Raw genomic sequence first — 12,626 nt, 5'->3', positions numbered from 1 at the left:
ATGTATTATAGAAATGACATTTAAGGACAAAATTTAAGTAAAGAATTCAGTAAAGATGCCATTTTGGCAATGGGGTTTTCAATGATAAAAGACAATGAAAAGACACTTAACCGAATACATGTTGTAGCAGACGGAGTTCTGCTGGTCCTTTCCTATATATTATCATACTTTTTACGTTTCTACAGCCCCCTGCGCTATCTTATCCACTTTGACCCTAACGCAGGCCGCTATGACCTGGTAACTTATTTAGGAATATTGTACTTATTAATACCCGGCTACCTAATCATTTATAACTACTGCGGGCTGTATGGGCTTGGGCCTGTTCGCCTGAAAAGGCTGGTTCTCTGGAATATTATAAAGGCAAATATATTTGGTACGGTTTATTTTACCTTCATACTATATGCCACAGCGGAAAATGATTATTCCCGTTATCTCCTTTTTATCTTCTTCATAGTTAATGTTATTTTTGAATTGGTGTTCCGTATAGTAGTAAGAAATGTTCAAAGAACAGCCAGAAAAAAGGGCTACAACCAAAAACATGTACTTCTGGTAGGGTACAGCCGGGCGGCACAGTCCTACATAGACAGACTTCTTGCCAATCCCCAGTGGGGCTATGCAATCTATGGAATACTGGATGATAATGTGGACCTTGATACGGCTTACAAGGGAATAAAGGTCATTGGTTCCATTGAGGACCTGACTGAATTTCTTCGGTCCAATGAACTGGAGGAAATCGGTATTACCTTAAGCATTGATGAGTACTCTAAGCTCTCCCGAATTGTTAATTTATGCGAAAAATCCGGCGTCCATACCAAGTTTATTCCGGATTACCAGGACCTCCTGCCTACCATTCCTTATACGGAGGATTTGGACGGGCTTCCGGTTATCAATATCCGCAATGTGCCCCTTACCAATTTCATAAACCGTGTGATGAAAAGGGCTGTCGATATCTTTGGGGCAACTGTAGCACTCATTCTCTTTTCGATACCCATGACAGTAGTTGCTATCATTATTAAGACCACTTCCACCGGACCTGTTATCTACAAGCAGATTCGTATCGGCAAGCACAACAAGGAATTTAAGATGTATAAGTTCCGTTCCATGGAAATACAGCCGGAATCAAAAGAAAAGAAATCCTGGACAACCTTTAATGACCCGAGAGTAACCAAAATCGGTAAATTCATCCGTAAAACCAGTATCGATGAGCTTCCACAGCTCTTTAACGTATTAAGGGGCGAAATGAGCCTTATCGGTCCCAGACCGGAACGTCCTTTTTTCGTAGAGAAATTCAAGGAAGAAATTCCCCGCTATATGATTAAGCACCAGGTCCTTCCGGGTATGACCGGCTGGGCACAGGTGAACGGCTACCGCGGCGACACCTCTATCAGAAAAAGAATTGACTGCGATTTATATTATATAGAGAACTGGAGTCTGAGTCTGGATTTTAAAATATTGTTTCTGACCTTTTTTAAAGGTTTTGTCAATAAAAACGCATATTAAAGGTTTTGCAGTAAAGGAAAGGTATAGTTATGGCTAAAAAAAAGAAAAGACGTTTTAAAGCAAAGGTTATACTGGTATTTGATTTAATTCTTATCCTGCTTGCAGTAGGTATAGGATACTACTTTGTAATGGCATCCAAAATGCAGGTGGACAAATCCGGGGATTCTTCCCTTGTCATGAATGATCTGGACAGTAAGGACATGAAGGGCTACCGGAATATTGCTATCTTTGGTGTGGATTCCAGGGATAATTCCTTAAAATCCTCCACCCATTCCGATACCATCGTTATTGTCAGCATCAACAATAAAACAAAGGATGTGAAGCTGGCATCCATTTACCGTGACACTTATTCCCTGATTCCAAACGGGGACAACAAATTTGATAAAATCAACGCGGCTTATTTTAAAGGCGGTTATCCTCTGGCTTTAAACACGATTAATATGAACTTTGACCTGGATGTGAAGGAATTCGTTACCGTAAATTTTGATGCCGTCTGTAAGGTCATAGACCTCCTTGGAGGAATCAGCCTGGATATCACTCCGGAAGAGTTAAAGTATGTAAATGGTTATACCAAAGAGTTAAATAAAATTAACAAGACCAACGTCGGCAAGCTGAAAGCCGCCGGTACCCAGGTCGTAAACGGAACCCATGCTACTGCTTATGCAAGAATCCGCTATACCAAGGGCGATGATTTTAAGAGAGCGGAAAGACAGCGTATAGTCATACAGAAAATCTTTGAGAAGGCTAAAAAGGCGGATTTAAAAACTCTTAACTCCATCCTGAATGAAATCCTTCCTAAGATTTATACCAATATCGATTCGGTGGAAATGCTGTCCCTTGCAAAGGACATTATGTCTTATAACATCGTGGATCAGACAGGCTTCCCCTATGAAAAGAGGGCCTTTACGTATCACAGAGTCTCCTATGTATTTCCGGTGGATTTAACCGCCAATGTTATCAAGCTGCATGAATACTTATTTGGCACAACGGACTATGCTCCTACTGATAAGGTAAAAGAAATAAGTGCAAAGTTAAAGGAAATAACCGATAATAACTAGTAGACGGCTAAGCTGGTAATATAGCTTGTAATATAAGCTCAAAAAAAGAGTGCTGTGAATTCTCTTAATCGAGGATTTACAGCACTCTTTTTATGCTATTTTCTTTTCAATACCTGTATTACCCTGTCCGTAACAGCTTTTGAAGCCTGTCCTTTCTCATAAAGCACCAGCCCTTGAAAGAACTCTGTTACCTGTTCTTCATACTCCTTCTTATCAAAAGCTTTGATGCCTTCTAATAATTCCGGCATATTAACTGCCTTGTAATAGGGAAGGGAGGCGTATTCGAAGTAAAAGCCCCTGGTTGCATCATATTCTTTCATATCAGCTGCATATAGGAATACCGGCTTTCTTGTAAAGGAAAATTCAAACATAATATTGGAATAGTCTGTTATCAGTACATCACTTTCGGACATCAGTTCATAAATATCCCGGTAATGAGTTGCGTTTATAACCTTGGCATTATACGTCAGAGCATTGCTTTGGGCAGATACCAGAGGATGAAGCCTTACTGCCACAATCCACTCTCCGCCAAACCCTGCTGCAAGCTCAGAAAGAAGCCTTTCATAATCCAGGGAATAGGCTGAGGTATTATCCTTACCTTCCCTGTAGGTGGGTGCATAAAGGGCTATCTTTACTTCCTTCTTTATACCAAGTGCCTTTCTTACCTCCTCACCGATTTCCTTTTTGGGGTTGATAAGAATATCATTTCTTGGACTTCCGCATTCTAATATCTCTCCCTTATACCAGAAGCTTCTTCTATACATCTTTGTGCAAAAATCGCTGTTTGAGATATAAAGGTCCGTCATGGCAGAGTCCCTTTTGGCATTCCTTACATAAGTATTGCCAAGATGTTCTTCATAATCCCGCTCGATTTTCTTTAAGGCAATCCCGCCGTGCCAGGTCTGGATATAGTATTGGCCTTTTCTTTTTCTGATGTAGCTTTCTTTCCTGTTGTTATCCACCCATACTCTTGCGGTGGCAAGCGCATATACGGCTTTTATGCTATTGCTCTTATAAACCTTTATATTCCTTGTCTCACCGGCAGCATCAGGGTGATTGGTTATGAATATAATTTCTAACTTTTTATACTTTCTTCCTGCTAACTCCTCGGTAACATATTTGGCATTATCTCCGAACCCCCATACATTGCACACCACAACCCTGTAAGGATTTATGGGGAATATGCGAAACAGCCCAAAAAGGGCTGTAATAAGGATATATCTGATTTTCTGATAGATTTTTAATGCCCAGCCGGGAGCCAGCTTTTTTAACAGTTCTCTCAAAGCCCCATCCTCACTTCACTAATCTTCTATGCTTAATCTTTCATACCTAATATTGATTCAAGTGCCATAAGTCAATGCCATGTTTATTGAGAGATTAACTTATGACACCCGAATCAATATTCTATATTTAAGCTTCCATACCTGCTGCATAGTTTATAATGTCTTCAAACTGTTTTGCGGTCTTAGCCCAGCTTAAAGTACTCAAGTACTCTCTGGCTGTCCCATCCCGCTGTTTCAGAAGGTCAGGATTCTGAATGGATTCCTTCAGCTTCCTGTATAAATCTTCAAAGTCCAGAGATGTAAGGATAGCACTGCCCTTCGGGAAGAAATAGGGAAAGGTCCCGTCTTCAAATTCAATTAATGGCAGCCCGGTTGCTAACATCTCATAAGGCACCAGGGATACATTGCTCATGGAAGCTACCATACCAAAATCAGCCTTCCGGTAAAGGGAAAGAAGTTCTTTTTTTGACAGCATGCCAAGGTTTTCTCCGGCAACGGTCTGAAAGCTCTTATCCTCTCCGTAATAAAGGACACGAAGCTTAATACCCTCCTGTAAAAACTTATCCTTTAGCTGCTTTAACATATACTGGGTGATATTGGGAAGCCTTTTACCATAGTATTTCAGATAAACTGCCATTGTAATTTCCTTCTTACCCGAATAGCTGTCATAATTTCTCTTATGATAAGGATATTCTTTGCTTTCATAGGGAAAATCCACCCAGTCAATCGGTGATACCGGTACACAGTTCTTTTCTATCATTTCCTTATTCCAGGCACCAAGACTTACCATGTGAAGTCCCTGTTCATAAGTCTTTCTTGCCATTAAAAACAGCTCGCCAAAGGAAAAGAAATAAGGCTCATAATCCTGGATGAAGTACATCTTATATCCGGCTATCTTCTTGGCAAAGGCTACCGTATCCCAGGAAGAGGCAATGACAAGGTCTGCTTTCAGGTTTGGTAACTGCTTATTTGTATACATCTTTCCCAGATACCCGGATAAATTAGAAGAAGCACACTCTTCCATATCGGACTTTGTCTGGGGCTTGTAGACCGTATAGCCCACTTCATGACCAAGCTTTGAGAGCTCCGTTCCAAGGCGCAGAAGTGAGGTCTGCCCTCCGCTGTATTTTGCCATTCTTTCTACGACAAAAAGGATTTTTTTCGTTTTTTCAGGGTTCGTATTCCTGATAACGGATACATCATAATTGGAAAGCCTGTAATCCACCAGCCTTTTCTCACTTTTAGCCTGTACATTATGAAGAGTTCCTTTTACCTTAATTTTTAGGATACTTTTCCATTTATTAATCATAGAAAGCTTTACCTTTCTCCTGCTATTATTTTCTCAATGACATTTACCACCTTTGCAGAAGCCTTGCCGTCATCTGCATGGTTGTATTTCTGATAAAATGCATTGTATTTTGCTTCATATTCCTTACAGTCATAGTTTTTGATTGCTTCGATCAGTTCCTTTGTCGTACCTACAATCGGCCCGGGAGCCTCTTCTATAAAGTCAAAGTAAAAGCCTCTTAAATTATCCCTGTAATCTTCCAAATCATAGGTAAAGAAGAACATGGGCCTTCTTAAGAGGGAATAATCAAACATAACGGAGGAATAGTCCGTAACCAGGATATCCGCTGTCAGGTAAAGGGCCGAAATATCCTCGCACATATTAAACTCATACACAAAACCGCCGTATGTAGACCAGTTAATGTTATCCTTCACCAGATAATGATATTTGACAACACAGACATAATCCTCTCCCAGCTGTTCCTTCAAGAGGGAAAAATCCATAGGGGTACTGAATTTATAGGCTCCTTTAGCATAGTATTCATTATCCCGCCAGGTAGGCGCATACAAAACAATTTTCTTATCCAGAGGAAGACCCATCTGCTTCTTAAGCTTATCAATATATTCCGGATTATTTCCATAAAAGAGGACATCATTCCTGGGATATCCAATTTCCAGCATCGTCTTATCAAAGGCAAAGGCCCTTCTGAATATTTCGGTAGAATAGTAGTTCTGGGATATCAGATAGTCCCAGGTCCTGGTATTCACAAAGAAACTTCTCTTATATTTCTCAATGTTTGTTTCCCCTGCCATATTGACAGAATCCATATCAAGTGCCAGCTTCTTTAGAGGTGTACCATGCCAGGTCTGAATATAGCGTACTCCCTCCCGCTTCTTAATGTAGTTGGGCATTCTGGAATCGCTTACCCAAACACCTGCAATTCCCATAAGAAAGAAATACCGGACCCTTGTCCTCCTTATTTTAACGGCACTGCCCGGTATAGGTGTTTTCACATTATCCAGCATATAATAACAGCGGTACTTCTTATCCAATCCCTGATTTACCATTTCCTCATAGACCGCTTTGGGGTTTCCGGTATAATTTCTTCCCATATTGCTTTCAAATACAATGATGCGTTTATTGACAGGGAGCAGCCTGGTCTCAATCCGGTATAGAAACATGACAAGCTTCTTGCCGGTTTTTTTGATGTTTTTTTTGATTTTCCTTAAGATTTTTTTTATCGGGGGCATACGTCCAACTCCAGTTTATATTTATTTTTTCGCCCCTAAATTCAGGTCGTTCTTTATCTTAGTGGTGGATATTCCTTCCGTTCTCGGAAGATAAACAACCTCACAATAGTCCTTTAAAAAGTCGAACTGTCCTTCCCAGTCATCGCCCATCACAAAAGTATCTACCTGGTTGTCCACTACATCATCGATCTTCTGCTCCCAGGTAAATTCGGGTATCACCTCATCCACGTAACGGACAGCTTCCAATATCGTCTTTCTGTCTTCATAACTGTGATAAGCCGTTTTATGCTTAATTGTGTTAAATTCATCCGATGATAATACGACAATCAGATAATCTCCCAGCTCTCTTGCCCTTTTAAGGAGATTAATATGTCCAACATGCAGTAAATCATAGGTCCCATAAGTGATTACCTTTTTCATTTTTCCTCCATACGCCACAACATAAAATGCGAAACTGATTTCGCAGGTTGAAAGAATCACAGTGTGGCATCCTTTCTTATCATTATTTTTTCTTTCAGCCTTCTTCTAATTTATAAGTGAAAGCTTTCAATGTCTTTCACTCCTATATAGATTTTAATTTAAAAAATATATTTTTGCAAGAAACAGAGGACACATACAAGCAGATTTCCTGATTGCGCTGTATCCTCTTCCTATAACCATAACATATCTCTTTCTTTTATATCATTAAAAATTGCTTAAGCTTTCTTATGATTTCTTTAACCTGTTAAGGCCGCTGAAAATTGCTCTTATGGATGCTCTGGTAATATTGGAGCTGATTCCCACTCCAAATATCGTTCTCGCCGTGTCCTTATCCAGCAGATGGATATAAGCTGCAGCCTGGGCACCGGAACCTTCTCCAAGAGCATGCTCGGAATAATCCAGTATTTTTATATTTATTCCCAGCTCCTTCTCAAGCCCTCTGAGTACCGCATCAATGGGACCATTTCCGGTTGCTTCAAAGGATTTTTCAATGCCTTCATCCGTATAAATAACGGAAGCTAAGGTATCAAAAGGGGTATCGGTTTCTGTTAAATCTTCAAAACGGCATTTTCTGAAATGCAGAGGCTCTTTCCTGTCCAGATAGCTTTTCTTAAATTCCTGCATAATCTGTTCCGGTGCTACTTCACCCTGCTTTTCCGATATCACCTGTATTACATCGGCAAATTCCTTATGCATTCCCTTTGGAAGCTTAAATCCGAAATAGCTTTCCATAATAAAGGCTACGCCGCCTTTGCCTGACTGGCTGTTAATACGTACGATCGGCTCATATTTTCTGCCGATATCGGCTGGATCAATGGGCAGATAAGGAACTTCCCAGGTTTCCTTCTTTTTCTCATGCATGGCTTTGACGCCTTTATTGATAGCATCCTGATGAGAACCTGAAAAAGCAGTAAATACAAGCTTTCCGCCGTATGGATGGCGTACATGAACGGGTATTTTACAAAGCCTTTCATATACTTCTATAATTTCATTAATATCTTCAATGTTTAATTCCGGGTCAATTCCCTGGGAAAACATGTTATAAGCTATGTTCAATATATCAACATTACCGGTTCTCTCACCATTGCCAAATAAGGTTCCCTCCACACGGTCCGCACCTGCAAGCAATGCCAGTTCACTGGCAGCTACACCGCAACCCCTGTCGTTATGGGGATGTATGCTTAAGCTGATGGAATCTCGGTTTTTGAAATGGGTATGCATCCATTCAATCTGGTCTGCATAGACATTCGGTGTATTCATCTCAACGGTGTTCGGCAGATTGAAAATAATCTTATTATCCGGGGTCGGTTCCCAGACCTCCTGTACTGCCGTACAAATATCCATGGCAAAATCCAATTCTGTGCCGGTAAAGCTTTCAGGAGAATATTCCATTATAATCTTGCCTGGAAAATTCTTTGTGTGCTCCTTTACCAGTCTGGCACCATTAACAGCAATTTCTTTAATGGCTTCCCTGTCCATGCCAAAGACTACCTCTCTTTGCAAAGTAGAAGTAGAATTATATATGTGGACAATTGCTGTCTTCACACCTTCCAAGCTTTCAAAGGTCCGCTCAATCAGATGGTCTCTGCACTGAACCAGCACCTGGATGACCACATCATCCGGAATCAGCTTACGGTCTACCAATTGCCTTAAGAAATCAAATTCTATCTGGGAGGCTGAAGGAAATCCAACTTCTATTTCCTTAAATCCTAACTTCACCAAAAGGTTGAAGAATTCTATCTTTTCTTCCACTACCATAGGCTCTATCAATGCCTGATTGCCATCCCTTAAATCCACACTGCACCAGGCAGGTGCCTTTGTTATCTGTTTATTCGGCCAGGTTCTCTCTTTAAAATCTACCACAGGTGCACTTTTATATCTTTTATAATTCAACATATTCCGTCCTCCTAATATTCATCATGATATTTTTAAGTTTCCTTCCATCATGCTACGGAGTCGGTAGATCACACTGTATTTTTTTACGATGAATAACTTAGCCCTGTCTACTCTAGTCCCATCCCTATCATTCCTTTGCTCTTATATTCGCCTATAATTTTGCTTTTCATTATAACATCCTTCCCAAAGGAATACAAGTTTTATTTACAACATTATTACGAATATTTATACACTTCCATAAACCTTGTGAATCTCTGTTTCGAAGTATATATATCAAGTATTTCCCGCTAATATCTGTTCATACCAGCTATACTTATGTGTACTTAAAAAACTTAAAATCTTTTATTCAGGCTAATACCTTATTCCGTACACACCTGCTATTAGATAACTTTTCAACAAGAGGTGTAAAATCTCTGATTTTACACCTCTTCAATCTCATCTCCCAAGCCTGTTTCAACAGCTTTCATAAGTACGGCAAGAGCTTTCTCTTCATCTTCACCTTCACAGATAATCTCAATTTCATCTCCTGATTTAATGCAGGCTCCCAAAACACTCAGCACACTTTTACCGTTAACCTTTGTATTTTCCATGGAAATTGTTATCTTAGACCGGAATTCTATTGCAAGCTTGCAGAACATTCCTGCCGGCCTTAGGTGCAGTCCGCTTGAATTCCTGATTACTGCTTTGCTGCTTACCATCCTTATCCCTCCTTAAGAGTCACTTATGTATCTAATCCATCACTGCCCGGCTTTCGGTACTTCCGGCATGTTTTACATTGACTGCCACGCTGGTTTTATTCAGCGTGACATCCTTTGGTAAATCAAGTTCTACCGGTAATATATTGGTTCCGGTCTTAACTCCTTTTAAGTCAATATAAGGCTTTACATTATATTTATTAACCAGGTTCAGATTATCGGTATTCCCATAGAGCATAACATGGAGAAAGTTTGACTTAAGGCTTGCCATTAATCCTGTCGGAACATTTCGCATTTCTATTTCACTGGTATTATAGCTCAAGTCCTTGCTGTCAAGGCGTCTAATCTTTAAATTAACTACTGCTGTCTGATTATCATCAATAAGAACCACATCATTCTTGATAAAGTCACTGATCTTTACCTGGTCCTCTTTATCTTCCTTCTGATTGTCGATATTATATTCACCCATAATATACTGAACCTTGTCAAGTTCATCCTTTTCACCGGCAATTACCACCTGCTTCGGTTCAAATTCAAACTTCTCATATTCATAGCCTGGATAAGGTGTCCCGGTAACCTCAATATAGAGATTTACCGTCTTCGTCTGAAGTAAATTAACCGCTACATCCACGGTATCATAATTGAGCTTTAATTTATCTTCTTCCATTAAGGTGCCGTTCTTATCATATACTTTCGGTACAGCACTTTTTTCAAAGGACTGGCGCTGATTCGAGACATCCACGTCCACATCCACTTCCTTTATCCGGTTTATAACTGTTTCCGCCCCGCTTACCTGAATGATATTAGGGCTTGCTGTTTTGTCCTTGGCATAATACCCCGAGGCCACTTCTCCATGGGTCACGACATTGATACGGAACTGCTCTGTTTTCAGATTCTCAAGGCTGACCTTCATTGTTGAGGCACTCTGGGAGATATCAACAATACTCCTGTCATGACCAGGTACGGATACTTTTATCTGTACGGCATTTACCAGGGATAATTCCGATAAATCCGCCACCGCCTTGATATCAGTGGCATGCAGTGTCTCAATGACCGATCTTTTTGCTTTAACGGTCACATCAACAGAATCCCCGGATACCACCTCATAGACTTTATCCTTCTGTTCAATTGCATTTTCATTGATCTTTGTTACAGGAATATTATAAAAGGATTTTTGTATAACCGGATTTGCTATATTCAAAATGATAAGCCAGATAAAAACAGCCATAAGCAGGGACAAAATCTTAAGCCCAAGGTTTCTAGTCAGTTTCTCTTTCACTCTTAGACCTCCCCTTCCATAATTTAATTTTTTTGGTATCAGGCGCTTTACTCTGAAGGCTGAGAATTTTATTCTTCAAATAATCTCCATCCACATTTCGGATGAGGCTGCCGCCCATGGCGAGGGATACCTTGCCTGTCTCCTCCGACACAATTACGGTAAGGCAGTCCGTTATCTCGCTTACGCCGATGCCTGCCCTGTGTCTTGTGCCAAGCTCCTTGCTTAAGTGCATGTTATCCGACAGGGGCAGATAGCAGGTCGCTGCCGCAACTCTGTTTCCCTTTATAATTACAGCACCGTCATGAAGAGGCGTATTGTGCTCAAATATATTTATCAACAGCTGACTGCTCACCAGAGAGTCAATGGCTATTCCTGTCTTTTCAAACTCCATAAGGGAAAGCTCTTTTTCTATGACGATCAGGGCTCCTGTCTTGGCCTTGGCAAGCTCGAAGGTAGCCTTAACGATGTCCGTGACAGTTTTCTCGGAAAATCGGTCCCCTTTGTCCCTGGAATCTCCAAAGTTAAATAATGGGTTAATAAGATGGTTCTGTCCCAGCTGCTCAAGGGCCTTTCTGAATTCCGGCTGGAATACGATAATAACTGCTATAATACCTACATTCAGACACTTATAGAATATCCACAGTATTACACTTAAATCCAATATGGAGGCAAAAAGCCATAAAATAAGCAGCACAATTAGTCCCTTGACCAGTATCCAGGCTCTTGTCTGTTTTACCCATACAATTACATTGTAAATAACAAAAGTCAGTATCAGAATTTCAATGATATCTGTGAATCTGATCTTGGGAAGAGTATTCCAGCTTATATAAACTTTAAAAAATCTTATGATTGTCTCCATAAAGTTCACCTACCTTATTATAGTTTAGGCGTCTTACTACTCCTCATCTTCAAAGTCTTCCTCATCGGTGAAGGTATCATCCGGAAAATGCCCTCCCGGAATCTGTGTTTTCTGTGTATTGAATCTCTTAACATTAACCTGAGGAGTTGTTACATTAATTTTAGGTATTGCTTTTACATAGTAATAATAATCGTCATCCTCGAACTGTACATGCTCCACTGCCGAATAGTCCAGCGACAGGTGAAAGAACTGGATTAAAAATACGATAATACCCGAAATCACAGTACCGATGATCATAGTGCCGATTTGCTCCGTGTTATTAAATTTTAAGCTTGAAATCAAAAATCCGAATATATTGGTAAGACAGCCGGCTGCAATGGCAATTTCGTGAGAATAATCAAATTTCATTCTCCATACAAGCCAGGTAATCAGCAGTGTCACGGAAAATACCACAAGCGCCGTTAAAAGCTGGCTGTTATCCTTTATCCCGTTCACTACATAAGTGTATATCGTCATGGTATCCTCCAGGCTTACATTTACCTGGATAGCCGCAGCTTCTTTTATGATATGCAGAAGATAATAAATCATAACCCCAAGGCAGGTCGGTACAATGGCGACCGGTGTTGAAAACACTCCTAAAAGCAGCGGAACTGCATAGGGTATTTTCAGATAAAAAAGAATGGGGACTGCAAGGACCACAAACCCAAGCTTTGGTGTAAATCGTAAGAAAAGGGCATACATTACAATAAATAGTATTAGTATAATGGCTGATAATATGACTGATACCGAGTAAATATGCAAAAAGGATACCAAAGCAGCAAACAGCACAAGTATCGCAGAAGGAGTAAAGGCACATAAAAGTGAAAGCGCAAGAATGATCGGCATCTGCTTTAAGTGTCCGTCATATCCGATATTGGCATTAATTGTCTCAAATACAATGATGGCTATAATAAACTTAAATATGGGTTTAAGGTAAATTTCATGCTTCTGGTACAGACTTTGAAGCCTTGTCCTTAGGACTAACAATGTCATCATTTT

Annotated in this window: 11 protein-coding genes; 2 read left to right on the top strand and 9 right to left on the bottom strand. The window is 40.2% G+C overall.

Translation table 11 applies throughout. The features are described 5' to 3' along the window. Positions 1-81 precede the first annotated feature (81 nt). Together BUB77_RS16720 and BUB77_RS16715 are read left to right on the top strand one after the other, a co-directional pair. The gene (locus BUB77_RS16720) at positions 82-1,500 is read left to right on the top strand and encodes an undecaprenyl-phosphate glucose phosphotransferase (RefSeq protein ID WP_073277996.1); all 1,419 of its coding nucleotides are present in this window, start codon (positions 82-84) and stop codon (positions 1,498-1,500) included. Between the two features lie 29 nt (positions 1,501-1,529). Beyond that, positions 1,530-2,558, top strand: a complete 1,029-nt coding sequence (locus tag BUB77_RS16715) for an LCP family protein (protein ID WP_073277995.1) — start codon at positions 1,530-1,532, stop codon at positions 2,556-2,558. Positions 2,559-2,653: 95 nt separating this feature from the next. Here the strand turns inward: BUB77_RS16715 and BUB77_RS16710 are convergent, their stop codons facing one another. The 9 genes from BUB77_RS16710 to BUB77_RS16670 all read right to left on the bottom strand — a co-directional run bounded on the left by BUB77_RS16710 (position 2,654) and on the right by BUB77_RS16670 (position 12,623). Next, positions 2,654-3,841, bottom strand: coding sequence for a CDP-glycerol glycerophosphotransferase family protein (locus BUB77_RS16710; protein WP_073277994.1), 1,188 nt, complete (start codon positions 3,839-3,841; stop codon positions 2,654-2,656). 127 nt (positions 3,842-3,968) lie between these two features. Continuing rightward, complete coding sequence (locus BUB77_RS16705; protein WP_073277993.1) at positions 3,969-5,150, bottom strand: glycosyltransferase family protein; 1,182 nt, start codon at positions 5,148-5,150, stop codon at positions 3,969-3,971. A gap of 8 nt (positions 5,151-5,158) precedes the next feature. Next, a complete protein-coding gene (locus BUB77_RS16700; protein ID WP_170866678.1) occupies positions 5,159-6,379 on the bottom strand; it encodes a CDP-glycerol glycerophosphotransferase family protein in 1,221 nt (406 codons plus the stop codon). 21 nt (positions 6,380-6,400) lie between these two features. Then, positions 6,401-6,799, bottom strand: coding sequence for a glycerol-3-phosphate cytidylyltransferase (gene tagD / locus BUB77_RS16695; protein ID WP_073277992.1), 399 nt, complete (start codon positions 6,797-6,799; stop codon positions 6,401-6,403). Between the two features lie 285 nt (positions 6,800-7,084). Further along, positions 7,085-8,755, bottom strand: coding sequence for a 2-isopropylmalate synthase (gene leuA, locus BUB77_RS16690; RefSeq protein ID WP_073277991.1), 1,671 nt, complete (start codon positions 8,753-8,755; stop codon positions 7,085-7,087). A gap of 419 nt (positions 8,756-9,174) precedes the next feature. After that, the gene (locus tag BUB77_RS16685; protein WP_073277990.1) at positions 9,175-9,453 is read right to left on the bottom strand and encodes an HPr family phosphocarrier protein; all 279 of its coding nucleotides are present in this window, start codon (positions 9,451-9,453) and stop codon (positions 9,175-9,177) included. A gap of 31 nt (positions 9,454-9,484) precedes the next feature. Continuing rightward, entirely contained in the window at positions 9,485-10,729 is a 1,245-nt protein-coding gene (locus BUB77_RS16680) for a CdaR family protein (protein WP_073277989.1), read from the bottom strand. Next, positions 10,710-11,588, bottom strand: a complete 879-nt coding sequence (cdaA, locus tag BUB77_RS16675) for a diadenylate cyclase CdaA (RefSeq protein WP_073277987.1) — start codon at positions 11,586-11,588, stop codon at positions 10,710-10,712. The genes BUB77_RS16680 and cdaA overlap by 20 nt, the downstream gene beginning before the upstream one ends. A 36-nt stretch (positions 11,589-11,624) precedes the next feature. Beyond that, complete coding sequence (locus BUB77_RS16670; RefSeq protein WP_073277985.1) at positions 11,625-12,623, bottom strand: hypothetical protein; 999 nt, start codon at positions 12,621-12,623, stop codon at positions 11,625-11,627. Between the last annotated feature and the right edge of the window lie 3 nt (positions 12,624-12,626).

This window comes from Anaerocolumna jejuensis DSM 15929 (genome assembly GCF_900142215.1).
GTDB classification, from domain to species: Bacteria; Bacillota; Clostridia; order Lachnospirales; family Lachnospiraceae; genus Anaerocolumna; species Anaerocolumna jejuensis.
Note: the sequence above shows the minus strand (reverse complement) of the source record. Positions and strands in the feature narration are given on the sequence as shown.